Origin of the sequence: Sphingobacterium sp. UBA5789, assembly GCF_002418355.1 — a bacterium.
Taxonomy (GTDB): domain Bacteria; phylum Bacteroidota; class Bacteroidia; order Sphingobacteriales; family Sphingobacteriaceae; genus Sphingobacterium.
Genome location: NZ_DIDX01000004.1, coordinates 1,404,501 through 1,423,238 on the forward strand (window position 1 = coordinate 1,404,501; position 18,738 = coordinate 1,423,238).

Annotated in this window: 16 protein-coding genes; 7 read left to right on the plus strand and 9 right to left on the minus strand. The window is 38.3% G+C overall.

Annotated elements, in window-relative coordinates:
- Positions 1–117: 117 nt before the first annotated feature.
- From B4B65_RS15625 to B4B65_RS15635, 3 genes are all read left to right on the plus strand, one after another.
- Complete coding sequence (locus B4B65_RS15625) at positions 118–492, plus strand: DUF1573 domain-containing protein (protein WP_003003872.1); 375 nt, start codon at positions 118–120, stop codon at positions 490–492.
- A 153-nt stretch (positions 493–645) separates the two neighbouring features.
- Positions 646–1,845, plus strand: a complete 1,200-nt coding sequence (locus tag B4B65_RS15630; RefSeq protein WP_293916677.1) for a pyridoxal phosphate-dependent aminotransferase — start codon at positions 646–648, stop codon at positions 1,843–1,845.
- Between the two features lie 124 nt (positions 1,846–1,969).
- Positions 1,970–2,263, plus strand: a complete 294-nt coding sequence (locus tag B4B65_RS15635) for a hypothetical protein (RefSeq protein ID WP_003001111.1) — start codon at positions 1,970–1,972, stop codon at positions 2,261–2,263.
- 93 nt (positions 2,264–2,356) lie between these two features.
- Here the strand turns inward: B4B65_RS15635 and cmk are convergent, their stop codons facing one another.
- The 5 genes from cmk to yihA all read right to left on the minus strand — a co-directional run bounded on the left by cmk (position 2,357) and on the right by yihA (position 7,449).
- A complete protein-coding gene (cmk, locus tag B4B65_RS15640) occupies positions 2,357–3,052 on the minus strand; it encodes a (d)CMP kinase (protein ID WP_293916681.1) in 696 nt (231 codons plus the stop codon).
- 3 nt (positions 3,053–3,055) lie between these two features.
- Complete coding sequence (locus B4B65_RS15645; protein WP_293916683.1) at positions 3,056–3,469, minus strand: hypothetical protein; 414 nt, start codon at positions 3,467–3,469, stop codon at positions 3,056–3,058.
- A 25-nt stretch (positions 3,470–3,494) separates the two neighbouring features.
- Positions 3,495–5,864 carry a type I DNA topoisomerase gene (topA, locus tag B4B65_RS15650; RefSeq protein WP_293916685.1) on the minus strand — a complete coding sequence of 790 codons (2,370 nt, stop codon included), beginning with the start codon at positions 5,862–5,864 and terminating at the stop codon, positions 3,495–3,497.
- Positions 5,865–5,961: 97 nt separating this feature from the next.
- Positions 5,962–6,816: a 4-hydroxybenzoate octaprenyltransferase gene (locus B4B65_RS15655; protein WP_293916687.1), complete on the minus strand. Its 855-nt coding sequence runs from the start codon at positions 6,814–6,816 to the stop codon at positions 5,962–5,964.
- Between the two features lie 9 nt (positions 6,817–6,825).
- Positions 6,826–7,449: a ribosome biogenesis GTP-binding protein YihA/YsxC gene (gene yihA, locus B4B65_RS15660; RefSeq protein WP_201679877.1), complete on the minus strand. Its 624-nt coding sequence runs from the start codon at positions 7,447–7,449 to the stop codon at positions 6,826–6,828.
- A 243-nt stretch (positions 7,450–7,692) separates the two neighbouring features.
- Between yihA and B4B65_RS15665 the strand changes: the two genes are divergently transcribed.
- On the plus strand, positions 7,693–8,637 hold the full coding sequence (locus tag B4B65_RS15665) for an ABC transporter ATP-binding protein (protein WP_293916690.1): 945 nt from the start codon (positions 7,693–7,695) through the stop codon (positions 8,635–8,637).
- Positions 8,630–9,940: an ABC transporter permease gene (locus B4B65_RS15670; protein ID WP_293916692.1), complete on the plus strand. Its 1,311-nt coding sequence runs from the start codon at positions 8,630–8,632 to the stop codon at positions 9,938–9,940. The genes B4B65_RS15665 and B4B65_RS15670 overlap by 8 nt, the downstream gene beginning before the upstream one ends.
- A gap of 164 nt (positions 9,941–10,104) precedes the next feature.
- On the opposite strand, the gene B4B65_RS15675 is transcribed toward B4B65_RS15670, so the two are convergent.
- Positions 10,105–10,545, minus strand: coding sequence for a DoxX family protein (locus B4B65_RS15675; RefSeq protein ID WP_293916694.1), 441 nt, complete (start codon positions 10,543–10,545; stop codon positions 10,105–10,107).
- Between the two features lie 339 nt (positions 10,546–10,884).
- Between B4B65_RS15675 and B4B65_RS15680 the strand changes: the two genes are divergently transcribed.
- Complete coding sequence (locus B4B65_RS15680; protein WP_293916696.1) at positions 10,885–11,532, plus strand: hypothetical protein; 648 nt, start codon at positions 10,885–10,887, stop codon at positions 11,530–11,532.
- A gap of 24 nt (positions 11,533–11,556) precedes the next feature.
- On the opposite strand, the gene B4B65_RS15685 is transcribed toward B4B65_RS15680, so the two are convergent.
- A complete protein-coding gene (locus B4B65_RS15685; protein WP_293916699.1) occupies positions 11,557–13,071 on the minus strand; it encodes a DUF3943 domain-containing protein in 1,515 nt (504 codons plus the stop codon).
- Between the two features lie 338 nt (positions 13,072–13,409).
- The gene (locus tag B4B65_RS15690) at positions 13,410–14,084 is read right to left on the minus strand and encodes a tetratricopeptide repeat protein (protein WP_201679882.1); all 675 of its coding nucleotides are present in this window, start codon (positions 14,082–14,084) and stop codon (positions 13,410–13,412) included.
- Between the two features lie 372 nt (positions 14,085–14,456).
- Between B4B65_RS15690 and lon the strand changes: the two genes are divergently transcribed.
- Positions 14,457–16,922, plus strand: a complete 2,466-nt coding sequence (gene lon, locus B4B65_RS15695) for an endopeptidase La (protein WP_293916701.1) — start codon at positions 14,457–14,459, stop codon at positions 16,920–16,922.
- Positions 16,923–17,074: 152 nt separating this feature from the next.
- Here lon and B4B65_RS15700 read toward each other — a convergent pair whose 3' ends face one another.
- Positions 17,075–18,733: an ABC1 kinase family protein gene (locus tag B4B65_RS15700; RefSeq protein WP_293916703.1), complete on the minus strand. Its 1,659-nt coding sequence runs from the start codon at positions 18,731–18,733 to the stop codon at positions 17,075–17,077.
- Positions 18,734–18,738 lie beyond the last annotated feature (5 nt).

An 18,738-nucleotide genomic window follows, 5' to 3' on the forward strand; every position in this document is an offset into this window, starting at 1 on the left:
ATACTACATCATTTTCGTAATATTGTTGTTAAAAAGGTGTTATAACCCATTGTTTTAAATAGATATAGCCTAAATTTGGTACATAGATTGATATACTTAACTTAAACAAATTGAAATATGAAAAATCTCTTCGCCATCGTAGCAGTAGTAATTGCATTCGTAGGATTTACCTCGATGCAGACAGGTAAAGGTGAATTTAAATTCGAGAAAGAAACACATGACTTTAACAGCATTCCTGTAGCAAAGCCAGCTTCATATGAATTCAAATTTACAAATGGCGGTTCAGAACCTATTATCATCTCTGATGTAAAGCCAGCTTGCGGATGTTCAGTTGCTGAATTCACTAAAACTCCGATCAAACCCGGAGATGCAGGTGTAGTAAAAGTAACGTATAATGCGGCTTCCAAAGGTCCTTTTACAAAAAGTTTTACTGTAACTTCTAACACGAAAACACCAGTAAAAACATTATACATCAAAGGAATTGTTGAATAACAGATTTCCTTTAAAAAGAAAATTCACAAAGGCATCCCCAACGGATGCCTTTGTTCGTTTAAGGGGCTTGTACAGATTATATATATCTAAATACTAACTGCTAAGTATTAAAAAATTCGTAGATTTGGCATCAAAATTTTAGAACAATTTACTATGCCAGCAATTTCAAGTAAAGGCATTCACATGCCCGCTTCGCCAATCCGTAAACTGACACCATTTGCAGATAAAGCCAAGAAAGAAGGAAAAAAAATCTACCATTTAAACATTGGCCAACCGGATATCGAGACGCCTCAGATTATGTTAGATGCCATTAAGAACATTGATTTCAAAGTATGGGCCTATACACCTTCAGAAGGAACTGCAGCATATCGAAATAAACTGGTTGAATATTATAATAAACTTGATTATAATGTTACAGCTGCAGATATTCTGGTAACTAACGGAGGTTCGGAAGCGATTACCATTGCTATGCAGGCTTGTCTTAATCCGGGAGAAGAAGTTATAATCCCTGAACCATTTTATGCAAACTACAACGGATTCGCATGTGCTGCAGATATTGTTGTCAAACCTATTATGTCTTATATAGACAATGGATTTGCATTGCCTCCTATTGCGGAATTCGAAAAGCTGATTACCGAAAAAACGAAAGCCATTGCTATCTGTAATCCGAATAATCCTACAGGATATCTGTATTCCCTTGAAGAATTAGAAGCATTACGTGATCTGTGCCTGAAATACGATTTGTTTTTATTTTCGGATGAAGCATACCGCGAGTTTTGTTACGATGGTAAAGCTTTTATATCTCCTATGCATCTGGAAGGTCTGGAACAGCATGTTGTTATCTTTGACACTGTTTCAAAACGTTATTCTGCATGTGGTGCAAGACTGGGATGTCTGGTTACCAAAAACAAGGAATTGTACAATGTTGCCTTAAAATTTGCTCAGGCTCGTTTGAGTCCACCTGCTGTAGCGCAGATTGCTGCAACGGCAGCGGTAGATACACCTGACAGTTATTTTGAAGCCGTTTCCAAAGAATATACAGCTCGCAGAGACACTTTGGTAAAAGGACTTAACAGTATTGAAGGTGTATTCTGCCCCAACCCGGGAGGAGCATTCTATGTCGTTGCAAAATTACCAATCGATAATGCTGACAAATTCTGTCAATGGATGCTTGAATCATTTTCATATGAAAATCAAACAGTCATGATGGCACCTGCAACAGGTTTCTACAGTACACGGGGTGCAGGTCTGAATGAGGTTCGTATGGCGTATGTACTGAATCAGTCTGACTTAAAAAATGCACTGATATGCCTTGAAAAAGCACTTATCGAATACCCGGGCAGAACACTGTAAATCAAAACATTACAACACCAAGAATATTAAAAAGCCTTTTCATGTTTCTCATGAAAAGGCTTTTTAATAAAACAATTTAGCCCAAAGACCGTTTATATAGTAGTAACGATTTAAATGGAATAGTATGGATAAATTGAAAAAATTTGAGTTGATGGAAAAGATTGTACGTGAACTCGAGGACGTACGTAACAGTCAACAAGCTGTATTAGAAAAAATCGGCAAAATTGAAGTTGACAATATTGAACTTGGAGATAAAAATCTGGAAAATACACTTCCGGATATTTACCAGCGTACAGCTGACAATTCAGATGCAATACGGGATTTGTTAAACTCCTTCCAGGAGAAAACGGACGATTTCGGTGAAAAAAATAATGTTGACAAGCTAAAAGAACAGCAACAAATCAACAGTATAAAATAGTTTTTTTTCAAAATTACAAATGAGAAAGGGTTGCGAATGTTATTTTGCAACCCTTTTTTATATTTTGTACTTTTCTGTTCTCTACTTTCAGGGCTAAACTACTTTTCGGCCTTCTTTAATTTTCTTGTACTCTCCGATTACAAATTCAAGCTGCTCTTCCTGATTGAGATCTGAGTTATCCAGGACAATAGCATCTTCAGCCTGTCTTAGCGGACTTTCTTCGCGTGTACTGTCTATATGATCGCGGTGAGCCAGATTTTCCATGACATCTTTCATCGTGACTTGCTCTCCTTTAGCCGTTAATTCCAGGTACCGACGTTCTGCACGAACCATCGGATCTGCTGTCATAAAGATCTTAAGATCTGCATCCGGAAATACTGTTGTACCTATATCCCGGCCATCCATGATGATATTTCTTCTCTTCCCCAATTTCTGTTGCTGGGCTACCATAGCTTTCCGTACAGCTTTGAGTGCACTTACTTCACTTACTTTGTCGGAAATATACATCTGACGAATTTCATCTGAAATATCTTCATCATTGAGATGTATCTCCGTTTTTTCAGTATTAGGAATAAAATCTATATGTATAAGATCCAAAGCTTTGTTTATTGCTTCTTCATTGTTCATATCGATTTGTTCGCGGATAAAATACAATGTTACTGCACGGTACATCGCTCCGCTATCGATGAATACAAAATTTAATTTTTTAGCAAGAGCTTTTGCCAATGTACTCTTTCCGCAGGAAGAGAAACCATCTATTGCAATAATAAAATTATGCCGGATACTCATATCTTAAACATTTCCTCCTATAATGACTCCAGGCTTGTTAACTAACGGAACCTTTGAGAGATTTTCATCAACAATACTTTCCGGAAGGAAGATGTATTTTTTATCATAAATCACCCCACCAATATAATAACTTAACCAATACTCATTTGTCAATCCAAACACCTGATCATCAATAGCTTCTATTTTAACAAACGAAGACGGTGCCACATCTCCGATAAAATGTCGGAGTGTTGTTGTCTTCACTTCCTTACCATCTTTTTTTCCGTAGCCTTTAGAACTGACAAATACATTCTCCAGTCTCTCATTTTTTTCATTGATCAGATAGACTTTCCAGTTCTGGGAAGTCGGTGTATCTCCCTCGAGTACCACAGAAATCAGAATATCTTCTACAATATTTTCAGGCAAATCTTTTTTCATGCAACGCTCTTATCAACGATTAAAGTTACTTTTTTGCTGTTGTTTTTTTTGCTCTCGGAGCAGCTTTTTTTGCTGTACTTTTCGCAGCCTTACCTTTCGGAGCATCTGCTTCAGCCCATTTCAGGACATCTTCATAACTGATTTTTTCTACTTCTGTACCTTTAGGGATTTTAATATTTTGTTTACCAAAACGTATAAAAGGACCCCATCTTCCATTTTCGATCTGCGCATCCGGATTTTCATCAAATACACGGATTACTTTATCTTTATCTTTTTGTCTTTTCTCTTTTATGATCTCGATCGCTTCTTCTTCAGTCACGTCATGCGGATCCATCCCCTTTGGTAAGGAATAGAATGAACTGTCATGTCTGATATAAGGTCCGAAACGACCTATTGCAACGGTCATATCTTTCTCTTCAAAAGCACCTACTTTTTTAGGAAGCTTGAAAAGTTCCAACGCATCTTCAAAAGTAATAGTTTCGATCATCTGACCTTTTCTTAGAGACGCAAAACGTGGTTTCTCTTCATCATCTGCACTACCAATCTGTACTAATGGTCCGAAACGGCCTACTCTGACAGTCACCGGCTTACCTGTTTCCGGATCCGTGCCCAGCTCACGCTCATGTGTGGCACGCTCCGCATTTTCAAGCGTATCCTGTACTTCGGTATGAAACGGGCCGTAGAAGCCTTTCATCATTTCCGTCCATTCCGTAAGTCCCTGAGCGATATCATCAAACTCCTTCTCTACTTTGGCCGTAAAATGATAGTCTACGATTCCTTTGAAATGCTCTACCAGAAAATCATTAACCAGTACACCGATATCAGTAGGAAACATTTTAGATTTTTCAGCGCCGGTGATCTCAGTTTTAGTCACTGTATTTACCTGACCGTTTTCTAAGGTCAAAACCTGATAATCGCGTGATCGTCCTTCTCTATCTTCTTTCTCTACATATCCGCGATTTTGAATCGTTGAAATCGTAGGTGCATAAGTAGACGGACGGCCTATACCCAGTTCTTCCAGTTTCTTGACCAGAGAAGCTTCTGTATATCTCGCCGGAGGACGGGAGAAACGCTGAATAGCATTCATTGTTTTCAACTGCACAGCCTGTCCCTGCTCTAAAGGAGGTAAAAGTGTATTTGACGAATCGTCATCTGTTCCAAGATCAGTATCATCATCCGTAGATTCCATATATACTTTTAGGAAACCGTCAAATTTCATGACTTCTCCTGAAGCAACCAGCATCTCCGAACGGGTGGAAACAGCAATTTTGGCAGTTGTTTTTTCAAACTCAGCCTCACTCATCTGCGAAGCGATAGCACGTTTCCAGATTAATTCATAAAGGCGTCTTTCTGAAGAATCACCTTCAATGGTATGATCCGAAAAATAGGTAGGACGAATTGCCTCGTGCGCTTCCTGTGCTCCTGCAGCTTTTGTTTTATATTTTCTCATCTTATGGTATTTGGTACCATAAGCATTTGTAATCTCCTTTTCAGCCGATTCTATTGCTGTATCACTCAGATTGACAGAGTCGGTACGCATATAGGTAATACGTCCGGCTTCGTAAAGGCGCTGTGCAACCTGCATTGTTCTGGCAACTGAAAAACCTAGCTTGCGGCTGGCTTCCTGCTGAAGAGTAGAAGTAGTGAAAGGTGCTGAAGGTGTTCTTTTGGCCGGTTTTTTCTCCAGTGAAGACACTGAAAAAGAAGCGGCAATACAATCTTTCAGAAACTGTGCTGCTTCTGCCTCCGTTTCAAAACGCTGAGGTAGTTCCGCTTTAAACTGTTCTTTGCCTTTTCCTGTCAGAAAAAGAGCTATTATTTTGAAAGAAGCCTCTGCTTCAAATTTATTGATCTCTCTTTCACGCTCTACAATAAGTCTTACAGCCACAGACTGTACACGACCAGCAGAAAGAGAAGGTTTTACTTTACGCCATAACACAGGTGACAATTCGAATCCCACCAAACGGTCGAGTACACGTCTGGCTTGCTGCGCATTTACCAGATTGTAATCTATTGTACGGGGAGTTTCAATCGCTTTTAAAATGGCCGGCTTTGTAATTTCATGAAAGACAATACGTTTTGTATTTTGCTCTTTAAGTCCTAAAGTTTCGTATAAGTGCCAGGAAATTGCTTCTCCTTCCCGGTCCTCATCGGACGCCAGCCATACCATTTCGGCTTCTTTTGCTAATTTTTTCAACTCACTGACTACGGCCTTTTTATCTGAAGGAACTTCGTACTTCTGCTGAAAGTTATTTTCCGTATCAATGGCATCATCTGTCTTCACCAGATCCCTGATATGTCCATAACTAGACTTCACCAGAAAGTCCTTTCCCAAATATCCTTCGATTGTTTTAGCCTTAGCAGGCGACTCTACTATGAGCAAATTTTTAGCCATCTATGTATTTTGATTTCTGCAAATAAAAGTATTTCTTAAAGAATAGACAACTATTGTCGTCACTATATTGGGGCAAACTTATGAAAATCTCTGGCTATTATTGTAAAAAAATCACATCCAAAAGGTAAAATACTGCGAATATGACAGAGGCAATACCATTTGTCGTCATAAAAGCTCTATCCACCTTACTGAGATCCGTAGGACTTACAATCCGGTGCTGATAGATCAGCAACAGACCGTAAAATGCCAATCCCAGATAATAGAACCAACTGACATGCATATAAAAGGCCGGCAGGACAACAAATATAAAAGAGATCACATGCAGGCATTCGGACACCCGCAAAGCATTTTTAGTGCCCAATCGTACCGGAATGGAATTCAGATTGTTGGCCCGGTCAAATGCTTCATCCTGCAAAGCATAAATAATATCAAACCCACTGGCCCATGTCATAACAGCAATACCATAAAAGACAGGGATGATATTAAATTGTCCCGTCACAACAAGGTAAGCACCTATTGGAGCCAGTCCAAGACCAACTCCCAATACTAAATGGCATAAAGGAGTGATCCGCTTGGTATAACTATAAAAAAGGACAACAAATAAAGCTATCGGAGATAAATAGAAACACAACGGATTGATCAGATACGTAGCTCCTGTAAAAATCGCACAATTGATAATCGTAAACAATAAAGCCTGACGGGCACTGATACGACCAGCCGGTATATCACGCATAACTGTACGTGGATTTTTAGCATCAATATCTCTGTCCAGATACCTGTTGAAAGCCATAGCAGCATTTCGTGCCGTCACCATACAAACCAGCATCAACGCAAGTTTGATCCATTCAAAAGAGTAAGATGTAGTATGTACAGCCAGAAAAAATCCGATCAGAGCAAACGGAAGGGCAAAAACACTGTGTGCAAATAAGACTAAAGAAAAATACTTCTTCATACAAACTACTTAAAACTTACTCTCGGCCTCCGGTGGAACGAAACGTGTATTGATGTCATTGATCATTTCTAAAATGGGTTCACATCCAGTCTTTGCTTCGGCAGAAGTAAGGAAATGAGGAGGTACTTCTTCAAACCATTGTAACAATGATTTTCTGAATTTTGCGATATTCATATCCGATTTTACAGCAGACTGTTTATCGGCTTTTGTGAAGATCAGCATAAACGGAAGTCCGCACTCTCCTAACCAGCAACAAAAATCAAGATCTATTTTCTGTGGCTCATGGCGACTGTCTATCAGAACAAATACACACTGCAGATTATCACGGTGTGTCAGATATCTTCTGATAAATTTTTGCCATTCCGAACGGTTTGTCTTTGAAGTCTGGGCAAATCCATATCCGGGCAAATCCACTAAAAACCATTCATCATTAATAATAAAATGATTGATCAGTTGTGTTTTCCCGGGTTTTTGTGAGGTCTTGGCAAGTCCTTTCTTGTTGGTCATAGCATTGATCAGAGAAGATTTACCGACGTTAGAACGTCCGATAAAAGCATACTCCGGCAATGTAGGATCAGGAAGTTTGTCGACTCTTGTATTGCTGCAGACGAATTCAGCTTTCTTTACTAGCATGGGACAAAGGTATGATTAATTGATTGGAAAATTAAATGAGTGCTGAGATCTGTATTACGCAAAGATTTGAAACAGGCTAACAGCTAAATAATCTGTAACCTGATCACACATACAAATGAGCAGTAAACCTATTGGTTATAATCACCATATATACTATTAATAAAAAAATAATCAGTTAGCCTGATGTGATGCATTATATTCTGATTTATTTCATTTATTTTAGGCCAAACAATCAAAATTAATATGCTTGACATTAAACACATAGTCAAACAGTATGCTAACCACAGAGCCTTAGATGATGTTTCCCTTTTTATTCCAAAAGGGAAAATATTCGGACTTTTAGGGCCTAACGGAGCAGGAAAGACTTCCCTTATACGTATTATCAATCAGATTACAGCACCTGACGAAGGAGAGATACTCTTTAATGGAGAAGTCTTAAACCCCAATCATATAGGTAAAATCGGATACCTGCCTGAAGAACGTGGTCTTTATAAAAAAATGAAGATTGGGGAGCAGATGCTTTATCTTGCGCAACTAAAAGGGCTGTCAAAAGCTGAAGCTTCTGCTAAAATCCGATATTGGTTCGAAAAACTGCAGATTCAATCCTGGTGGGACAAAAAGGTAGAAGATCTGAGTAAGGGTATGCAGCAGAAAGTACAGTTTGTGGCTACAATAGTGCATGAGCCGGAACTGATTATTCTGGATGAACCTTTTTCGGGATTTGACCCTGTCAATGCTCAGATTATTCAGGACGAGATCCTGGAACTGAATAAAAAAGGAGCTACTATAATCTATTCTACTCACCGGATGGAGACGGTGGAAGAGTTATGTGATAATATTGCGCTGATTAACAAGTCAAAGAAGATCCTGGACGGATCGGTCAGAGAGATCAAACAGAAATATAAAAATCAGACTTTTACCGTGCAGTTTGAACAGAACGCCATGCCTCAGGACTGGGATAATCCGGAACTGTTTGAAGTCATCGCATACCCGCAAGCTGATGGATCGTCGGATGACCATGCAGAGATAACATTAAAGCTTCAGGAAGGGATCAAACTTAACGATGCTCTTTCTTATCTTATTCCTAAAATCAGCATTCATCAGATTATAGAAAAGGTTCCTTCTATGCAGGACATCTTTATTGAAAATGTAACGAAATCCCAACTTAACAGTTCCTCTTATGAATAAGGTATTATTGATTATAAAACGTGAATATTTTTCAAGAGTAAAAAAGAAATCTTTTTTACTGCTCACCTTTCTGGTACCGTTATTCTTTATCGGGATGTATGTACTGATATTCTATTTAACAAAAAAGAGCTTTGAAGATTCTCATGCGACCGTTTATGTTATAGATAATGAAGGGAACACGGGTGCATTATTAAAAAGCAATAAGAATATCACCTATATCGAATCGCTAAAATCACTTCAGGATCAGAAGAAAGATCTGGATCCGGAGAAAGATAACTCAGGTATCCTTATTATTCCCAAAGATTTTTATAAAACAACTCACATAGAATACCTTACAATAGGTAAGGCAGGTGTAAGTACTCAGTCCGAGATTGAGAATCAACTGGAAGAGATCGTCAGAAACTATGAATATAAGGAGGCGGGAATTGACATAAAAACTTTAGACAGTATACGTCCTAAAATCAATCTTGTCGCCAAGGAATTAACAGAAACAGGCTCTGAAAAGGCGAGCCATACGGAGGTGGCAATGGGAATAGCGATGGGACTCTCTATTCTGATCTATATCTCTCTGTTCCTGTACGGAGCGCAGGTAATGCGTGGCATTATTGAAGAAAAAAGCAGTCGTATAGTGGAAGTCATTATTTCCAGTGTAAAACCTTTCCAGCTTATGCTCGGAAAAATCATTGGAATCGGAATGGTGGGACTTACGCAGTTTATTCTATGGCTGTTGCTCACTGTGGGACTGACCACTATAGCAACATCAACAATGTTGTCTAAAGAAGATCTCAGCGGCGCCATGAACAGTCAGCAACAGGCGCAACAACTGGAGGCTATGAATTCTTCGGGATTCGATTTTCAAGAGGCTATGCAATCTGTGAATTTTCCACAGTTAATTATCTGTTTCTTTATTTTCTTTATCGGTGGATATCTGCTTTACAGTGCATTATTTGCTGCAGCAGGATCTGCAGTAGAAAGCGAAACGGAAGCATCACAGTTTACGATGCCTATTACGATGCCGCTTTTACTGACCTACATCCTTTCATTTGGCGTACTGGTCAATGATCCGAACGGCCCTGTTGCCACATGGCTGAGTTTTATTCCGCTCACCTCTCCTATTGCCATGCTCGTCAGAATTCCTTTTGGCGTCCCGACATGGCAGATTATAGTCTCCGCTTTGCTACTCGTAGGTGGATTCCTCCTGACAACATGGATAGCTGCCCGGATCTATAGAGTAGGTATATTGATGTACGGTAAGAAAGCCAGCTTTAAAGAAATGATAAAATGGTTTAACTATAAACGTTAATAACAAAAATAAACATACTTAGCCCTTATATCTGAAACATCTTAGGTATAAGGGCTTTTTCGTACCCCAACAGATCAGCAAAAGGTATAATGACGGTCAAACTGCGCCCCGGTTAATGTTCATATAAAAGAGTTATTGTAAATTTTAAGCCTTCTTTAGCGTATTTACTTTTGCTTTTTTAACCCTTCATCTACACTATATGCGAATTTCCGCTGCGTTGCTAATAGAAAAGATGCTGCACTTCCTATCCATACAGAATAATCAAAAGTAGCTTTGACACCCAGTGTCACGGTCATAGAAAGCGCAAAAATCAGTAATAGTATCCCACAGCTAATTGCGGCTATTCTTGTCTTAAACCCAAGCATAATCAAAATGCCTAAAATAATTTCAGCAGCAGTAGCAAAGTAGGCATTTAAGTTTGTCATTACAGCCGGCATAAATGAGGTAATCTGTCCTGTATATGCAATAAAGGCATCCATATTTCCCCAGGTGGAATAGGCAGCAGACCATAGTCCAAAACGATCAGCAACAGCAGATAAAAGGGTAATCCCTATCGCTAACCGAAGAAAAAGCTGTGAGTAAAGGGTGTTATCGGTCTGTTTCATCAGAAATAATTTATTATGTACAAATTTCAGCTAACAGCTGCATAAAAAACTTAAACTGGTTTAAGAAAAAAAATAAAAATTTTAACACTAAAAATAACTTCTATTTTTATCTAAAAAAATATAAACAAAAAATGGATATAAAAAAACATGAATAGTTACGAATTAATTAATAGACACTACCCAAAAGCTTATAAAATAAATATGATATGTAAAGGTTTTCCTATGGTAGACTCACATCCTATTGATATTGAAAAGATTTTTAGTATTTAGATTAACATTATGAGATATATAATCATTAGCGCTATTTTCCTAATCTCAAAATTTAGTCTAGCTCAACACATGAATGAAATAAGTACACTTGAATTTAAATTTTCAATTTCTATAACACAGAATAACACTATCTTCAATCCTCCAGAAAAAATCATCGACATTTTTTCTTACAAAGATCTTATGCTTTGTAAACTTCCAATTTATGGTGTTTATCAAAATGATACATTGAAACTGGATGATAATGTAGAATTGGAAAATATATTAGAAGCCGATCATGTAGTATCGCATTATTATGCTCTTGTTGATAATACGCAAAAGACCGTATTGAAATTCAAATCATTTATAGATTCCAATCCAATATCTATGAGCTATGATTCATTATACATAAACCTATTCACTTTTAATGATCAGATTATTCTTCCACAAAATAATGCACAGATAAAAGAATACACTTTAGGAAAATACTATATTAAAGAAGAAAGTGATGTTAAGGAGAATAAAAGTTATTACCAAAAACTCTTTTTCTCAGACGATATACCTCCTACAAATTTTAGTTTTTCTGAAATATTAGAAAAAAAAGAAATGAAAAAGCTTGTAAAAATTCATGTATTTGAGAAGGAAAACGACAGGGAGCAAACAGTTAAATGGGAAATAAAAAAGTTAAATGAAGAAGTTCCATCTGAAATTATTGAATTCATGAAATTACACATAAAATAACTTTATATACGCTGAACTTTAATTTCAAAACCGAATATTGTAACCCAGTGAAATACGTGCAAAAGGGTAAGTCTTGTCCAGATCCGGATAATCTCTGAATTCGCCTTCAAGGCGATAATAGCCTGAATTGAGATTCAGCGACAAGTCTTTGTAGAACCTGAATCCAAAGTTGCCTGAGAAAGCGTGCAGGTAATAGGTGGATGCATTCCCGCTTTTTTCCCATGTATAGGAATATGCTCCATTATATCCTACTCCTATTCTTAACCGGCCAAAGAGGTTGAGTTCAGAATCAAACTTTACAGAGAAACCCGAACCGTAATTGTAATTACGGCTTTCTCCATATAGCAGATGCGGATCCGGAATAGCTGATAACAACACAAAACCCATCCCCATAGCTGTTTTCAGCTTATTCTTACGTCCCAGATTAAATGTTGACAATACATTATAGTTCAGGCTCTGTCCTCCATAAAAGAAAGCTTCATTGTACAGAAAATCATAGTTAGCTGTAATCGTACCATAGTGTTTGCCTGGAAGTCTGATCAATAAAGGCTCTCCATAAAGCACACCATACGCATTGACGGAATTGACAAATGAACTGTCATCACTTCCCAGTTCCAAATTGACATAAAACTCTTCAAAGGGTTTCTTATACTCACTGTCACCTGCCGAATAGATAATACGCAATCTGCCATATGCCGCATTCTTTCCCTTTTCCAGCAGATTGGAAACTTTTGTATCAAATCGCCTTATTCCCATATCCACTTCTGCTGTTATCACAGATGAATCTGTCAGATTTCGTTTCTCATATTTTCCCCATTTACCATCCAGAAGACGATTCAGACCATTTATAGGATTAACCAGAAATGCAACTACCTCATTCGCTTGTTTCTGAAAACCATAAGCCGGTTTCGCAAGTATATTATTTGCAATACGATGCGTCATTTCCCCTAACACGATACCACCATATGTGGTATTAACCAGATCATTAATAGACGGAGCCTGCGTCTCTCCACCTGTCTCCCAGATATAACTTCCTGCCAGTGTGGCAAGTGAAGAGGTGGTAAACGAATAACCATTACTCCGAAAGGAGTTAAAATATAGCTGCCCATGATAAGGATGGGAAATCTGATTCGTCATAAATTCATTATCATCCCATTTCCATGCGCTTAAACGCTGATGATCTATAAAATTTTTGAAAGTAATATGCGAGTAAGGATCTTTACGTACAAAATAATTGAATGAGGCCGGAAAAGCCTGGGTAAGTGTCCATTCTGTAGCTGCCCTCCAGAAGTTCTTCTTGCTGGCATATAGGGTATCCATATAATCCGGCAATCGGAGACTATCCGGTTTTGTTTTTCTCAGATAAGGATCTGCGATGGTGGTATCCTTTAGTTGCGTAGAAAATGGAAAATCCTGCGCCAATGTTGGATTCTGAAAACCGATTAGTATCGTACTTAACAGAAAAACGAATAGCAGGGCTCTATTTATAAATCGAATCGGCATACTCAATGATATAAGGACAAAAATAAAGTTATTCATTTAATTATCCGTAAATACAAGGTGAATACCTCTTTATGTTATAAGCAGGATACTGGAAAGACACAACTATACTGTTGGTGAGGACACCAACAGACGCAACAATACAGTTGAATACGTTTTTAAGTTAAAAGCAGGATACTGGAAAGTCACAACTACACTATTGGTGAGGACAGCAACAGACGCAACAACGGCATTTGCCGGAGTCCTCTAAAGCTTGTGCGAGCGTGTCGCTAGTACCTGAATAACAAACACACGCTTGCAACTGATAGCGTCTCAGTTATAAAAAAACGGGTCGAAAATTTTGATTTTCGACCCGTTCTGTTCATTATACTTTCAGCTTACTTCAGGTTATCTCTGTAAACTGTAGCTTTTTTCACTTCACGTTGAATGTCTTTTCTTGATGAATCAAATGACAACAACTTTTGGTAATCTGTGATTGCTTTATTGTAAGCATCAGTTGCAGCTGCTTTATTATAATTAGCGGCTCCTGAAGTACCTACTAAAATACCTAAATCACGGTAAGCAATAGCTCTGTTTTGGTATAATTTAGCATCACTTGAATTAATAGCGATTGCTTTAGAAAAATCATCAATTGCCGTTTTCAATAATTGCTCACGGTTAGCGCTTGAAAGTTTTGTTTCGGTCTGTACAGCAAGATTATTTGCAGCTTTAGCTTTATAATAATAAGCTGTTCCATTCTTAGCATCCAAAGCGACTACTTTACCAAATGTATCTGATGCTTTTTTGAAATCACCATTATGGAATTGCGAGTAACCCAACATGTACAGTACGTTTGGATCACTTCCTTCTTTAGGAAGGGCTTTTTCCAAGTGTGTTGCTGCACTTTTGAAATCACCATCCAATAGTGCTTTTTGACCCAATCTCACATTAGGATTACTGTGTTCCTGTTCTTTTTGCTGTGCAGAAGCACTAAGAGCGAAGAAAGCTAATGCTAGAGTCGCCAAACCCATTTTGGCATTTTTCAAAGTGATGTTTAAGAAATTAAGTTTCATATCTAAATTATTTCGTTTTTAATGTTGTTTGATGTTATTTGAACACCAATTCCCTAGAATAGAGTAAAGTTGATCCAAATAGTTTAATACCACAATCAGAAGTTATTCACATTTCCACATTTCTGTTATATCTGCATGTATTTCACTATATAATAACTGCTAAAAAATTCAATTCGTATATTTGCAGTCTTAAAAATATTTATGACAAATCAGTCCCGGAGACTGTCTTTTTTTCAGCCTTTTTATGTTAGTATAGCATAAATAATACCAATTTTTATCTTGGCACTGTGCTTGCATATACCAAATAGTATTTTTTTTTACATTTTAAAACAACAAAGTCTGACAGTCTGTCCGAGACATTAATAATAATATATGAGCAAATTTGAGCCCTTTGATTTCAATCAAGCCATTCCCATTATAAATGAAGACACTGAATTTTTCCCTTTACTATCCCAACAGGATGAAGATGAAATGAGTAATGCTGACATACCGGAAGTATTAGCCATTTTACCTCTTCGCAATACCGTGTTATTTCCAGGTGTTGTGATCCCGATCACTGTGGGCAGGGACAAATCCATCAAGTTGGTAAAGGATGCTTACAAAGGTGACAAAACAATAGGCGTGGTTTCCCAAAAGGATATGACTATTGAAGATCCGAATGTTGAACAACTCAATAAAATCGGAACAGTAGCCAATATCATTAAGTTGCTGCAAATGCCTGATGGTAATACAACTGTCATTATTCAGGGTAAACAACGCTTTAAACTGACAGAAGCGATTCAGTCAGAGCCTTATCTGAAAGCAAAAGTTGAGCGATTCAAGGAAGAAAAACCAAAGGTTAATAAAGAATTCAAGGCGCTTATTTCTTCAATTAAGGAACTGGCACTGCAAATTATCCAATTGTCTCCGAATCTTCCAAGTGAAGCAGGCATTGCGATAAAAAACATAGAAAGTCCGACTTTCCTGGTCAACTTCATCGCTTCAAACATGAGTCTGGAAGTAGAAAGTAAACAGGAATTACTGGAAATGAAAGACTTTGAGAAGCGTGCAAAGCAATTGCTGGAATACCTCACAACCGAAATCCAGTTGCTCGAACTGAAAAACCAGATTCAGAATAAAGTGCGCATAGATCTGGACAAGCAGCAACGCGATTACTTTCTTAATCAGCAAATCAAGACCATTCAGGAGGAATTGGGAGGCAGTACTCCGGATCTGGAACTGGAAGAACTGAAAAAACGCGCCAAGTCCAAGAAATGGAAAGATGATGTCGCCAAACACTTTAATAAAGAAATTGAAAAATTAGCCCGAATCAATCCCGCTGCTGCAGATTACTCCGTTCAGCTTAACTATCTGGAACTGCTGCTGGATTTGCCATGGGGAGAATATACAAAAGATAATTTCGATCTGGCACGTGCACAGAAAGTGCTGGACAAAGATCATTACGGGCTGGAAAAAGTAAAGCAGCGTATCGTTGAATACCTTGCTGTACTGAAGCTTAAAAATGATATGAAAGCTCCGATTCTGTGTCTGGTAGGCCCTCCGGGAGTTGGTAAAACTTCTTTAGGCAAATCAATAGCACGCGCTTTGGGACGTAAATATACCCGTATGGCGCTGGGTGGTGTACGTGATGAGGCTGAAATAAGAGGACACCGCAAAACCTACATAGGTGCTATGCCGGGACGCATTGTGCAATCCCTTAAGAAAGCCGGAACCTCTAACCCGGTATTTGTACTGGATGAGATTGACAAAATAGGTGCAGACTTCAAAGGAGATCCTTCTTCTGCCCTACTGGAGGTTCTTGATCCTGAACAAAACACCGCTTTCTACGATCATTATGTGGAAATGGAATATGATTTGTCGAAGGTTATGTTTATTGCTACTGCAAATTCATTAAATGGTGTACAACCTGCATTACTGGATCGCATGGAAATCATTGAGGTCAACGGATATACGATAGAGGAAAAGATAGAAATAGCGAAAAAACACCTTCTTCCAAAACAACGTGAGATGCACGGTCTGCAGACTAAAGATGTAGCGATGCGTCCAAAAGTGGTCGAAAAGATTATTGAGGATTACACACGTGAATCAGGTGTGCGAGGTCTGGAAAAGAAAATAGGTTCTGTAGTACGTGGTATCGCTACCCGTATTGTGATGCAAAAGGAGTATGATCCGAATGTGTCTGAAGCCGATATTGAACAAATCCTGGGAGCACCTATTTTCGACAAAGATATGTATGAAAACAATGATGTCGCAGGTGTAGTCACAGGTCTTGCATGGACTTCCGTAGGTGGTGATATTCTGTTTATAGAATCGAGCCTGAGCCCCGGAAAAGGCAAACTAAGTATGACAGGTAATCTGGGTGAAGTCATGAAAGAATCTGCCAGTATAGCTATGGCATACCTCAGATCTCATGCTGAAGAGTTTGGCATTAATTATAAGGTATTTGATCAGTGGGATGTCAATATACATGTGCCGGCCGGCGCTACTCCAAAAGACGGCCCTTCTGCAGGTGTGACAATGCTTACCGCATTGACCTCATTATTCACACAAAGACAGGTCAAAGCTAAACTAGCCATGACAGGTGAGATCACGCTAAGAGGTAAAGTGCTTCCTGTAGGCGGTATCAAGGAGAAGATTTTAGCAGCTAAACGGGCAAATATCAAAGAAATTATCCTCTGTAAATCAAACCAGAAAGACATTATAGAGATCAAAGAGGATTATATCAAAGACCTGACGTTTCATTATGTTACCGAGATGTCTGAAGTCATTAAATTAGCATTACTGGACAAGAAAGTAAAAAACGCTAAAGTTCTGGATATCAACAGCAAAGAGAGTTAACACAAAGGTGTAAAATAATGGAACCCCTGAAGCGGGGAGCTTCAGGGGTATCCAAACCAATTATTAACCTAAATTATGAAATTTTATATTTCGCTATTATAAACGTCTGCGAAATTTATTTATTGTATTCTTTTAAAAATATTTTCACTTATTTATTTTGACCGGAATAATTGCAGCAGCAAAGCTACGGTCAATAAGAAGCTCATCAGAAATCCCAACCAGGAAAGCAGCGGTATATCCCATAACAAATAGCCAACTCTTCCATGCGCAAGAATACTTGCCCCTATCCCAAATGTCATAGCCAATATGGACAGCATCAGCTTATTCCCCATTCTGTGCAGAATAACCTGAAAACTATCAAAATCTCTGAGCTTGTGATGAAGAAGTATTTTATCATTCTTAACCTTATCCAGCAGAGCTATTGCATCTTCCGGAATGTCACTCCACAATCCTTTTAAAAACTTAGCTTTCTCTATCGTCTGTTCTCTGAGATACCCGGGAGATATTTTTTGCTTCGCAATTCTGTCTGCAAACGGAGAAATACTCTTCGGAATATTGAGATCTGCATTCAGTTGCCGGCCTATTCCTTCCAATAATACAATACCGCGTATCAGAATATAAATAAAGTCAGGCATCAGTATATGATTATGTTGTAAGGTATTATTTACCATACGCAACAATACTGAAATTTCAATGTTGGCCAATGAATTTTGATCCAGGATATCGAAAATCTCATAGGCATCGCGCTCAAGCCTTCGCTCATCCTCTATATGCTGCACAACAGCTAATTTTTTGATGTTACGGATCAGATCTCTCGCATCTTTCATCAGAAAATTGATGACCATAGCTTCAATCAGTTTTCTGTCCATAGGAATCATCATGCCCATAGCTCCGAAATCTATAAAAACTATTTGTCCTCTCTTATTGACAAATACATTTCCCGGGTGAGGGTCAGCATGGAAAAATCCATGTACCAGCACCTGTTCCAGATACAGATCAAGTCCTTGCTGAACAATAGATTTAGGGTCTAAACCCATTACTTTCAATCCCTCTACATCGTTGATTTTGACCCCATCAATAAATTCCATACAAAGCATTTCATCGTCAGAATATGCTCTGTATACCTTTGGAACGTAAACCTGTGTATTCTCTTTGAAATTTTTGCGGAAACGTTCTATATTATTCAGCTCATTTACAAAAGATAACTCGCGCATCAGCGAATTTTCAAATGACAGAATGATCTGATAAAGATTCATTTTATAAATGACCTCATACTTACTTTCCAGAAATTTTGTCAGGTCTTTGATAAAAGCCAGATCCGCAGTAATGACTTCTCTGATATTGCTCCTTTTAATTTTAATGACTGCATCTTTCCCGGATTTGAGACGAACTTTATACACCTGACCAATAGATGCTGCAGCCAGAGGTTTCTCATCAATATATTCAAAATGCTCTTCCGGTACTATATCAAAATGCTCGCGTAGTTTTTGCCTGACATCCATTTCCTCAGGAGGTACATTATCCTGAAGCTTCACCAGTTCATCGCGCAGATCTTTGGGGATAATATCTTCTCTGTTGCTCAGCAACTGCCCCAGTTTAATAAATGTCGGTCCCAGTTCTTCTATTGCCAGTCTGATACGTACATTAAAATCCTTTTCAAAAAGCTTCTCCGTATGGCTATTCAGATGTAACAGACTGTCCGGCACAAAAGTATCTATATTAGAACGGGAGATCAGTTCTCCGAATCCATACTGTGACAAGATTTTTGCTATACGTCCTACCCTTTTTATTTTCGATATTTCATATATCATATGCC

What these genes read in the sequence shown, in the direction of transcription:
- B4B65_RS15670 (WP_293916692.1), top strand. Translation starts at nt 8,630, where the DNA reads ATGAATAAGGTATTATTGATTATAAAACGTGAATATTTTTCAAGAGTA.
- B4B65_RS15700 (WP_293916703.1), bottom strand. Translation starts at nt 18,733, where the DNA reads ATGATATATGAAATATCGAAAATAAAAAGGGTAGGACGTATAGCAAAA.
- topA (WP_293916685.1), bottom strand. Translation starts at nt 5,864, where the DNA reads ATGGCTAAAAATTTGCTCATAGTAGAGTCGCCTGCTAAGGCTAAAACA.
- lon (WP_293916701.1), top strand. Translation starts at nt 14,457, where the DNA reads ATGAGCAAATTTGAGCCCTTTGATTTCAATCAAGCCATTCCCATTATA.
- B4B65_RS15635 (WP_003001111.1), top strand. Translation starts at nt 1,970, where the DNA reads ATGGATAAATTGAAAAAATTTGAGTTGATGGAAAAGATTGTACGTGAA.
- yihA (WP_201679877.1), bottom strand. Translation starts at nt 7,449, where the DNA reads ATGCTAGTAAAGAAAGCTGAATTCGTCTGCAGCAATACAAGAGTCGAC.
- B4B65_RS15675 (WP_293916694.1), bottom strand. Translation starts at nt 10,545, where the DNA reads ATGAAACAGACCGATAACACCCTTTACTCACAGCTTTTTCTTCGGTTA.
- B4B65_RS15690 (WP_201679882.1), bottom strand. Translation starts at nt 14,084, where the DNA reads ATGAAACTTAATTTCTTAAACATCACTTTGAAAAATGCCAAAATGGGT.
- B4B65_RS15630 (WP_293916677.1), top strand. Translation starts at nt 646, where the DNA reads ATGCCAGCAATTTCAAGTAAAGGCATTCACATGCCCGCTTCGCCAATC.
- B4B65_RS15685 (WP_293916699.1), bottom strand. Translation starts at nt 13,071, where the DNA reads ATGAATAACTTTATTTTTGTCCTTATATCATTGAGTATGCCGATTCGA.
- B4B65_RS15655 (WP_293916687.1), bottom strand. Translation starts at nt 6,816, where the DNA reads ATGAAGAAGTATTTTTCTTTAGTCTTATTTGCACACAGTGTTTTTGCC.
- B4B65_RS15625 (WP_003003872.1), top strand. Translation starts at nt 118, where the DNA reads ATGAAAAATCTCTTCGCCATCGTAGCAGTAGTAATTGCATTCGTAGGA.
- B4B65_RS15645 (WP_293916683.1), bottom strand. Translation starts at nt 3,469, where the DNA reads ATGAAAAAAGATTTGCCTGAAAATATTGTAGAAGATATTCTGATTTCT.
- B4B65_RS15680 (WP_293916696.1), top strand. Translation starts at nt 10,885, where the DNA reads ATGAATGAAATAAGTACACTTGAATTTAAATTTTCAATTTCTATAACA.
- cmk (WP_293916681.1), bottom strand. Translation starts at nt 3,052, where the DNA reads ATGAGTATCCGGCATAATTTTATTATTGCAATAGATGGTTTCTCTTCC.
- B4B65_RS15665 (WP_293916690.1), top strand. Translation starts at nt 7,693, where the DNA reads ATGCTTGACATTAAACACATAGTCAAACAGTATGCTAACCACAGAGCC.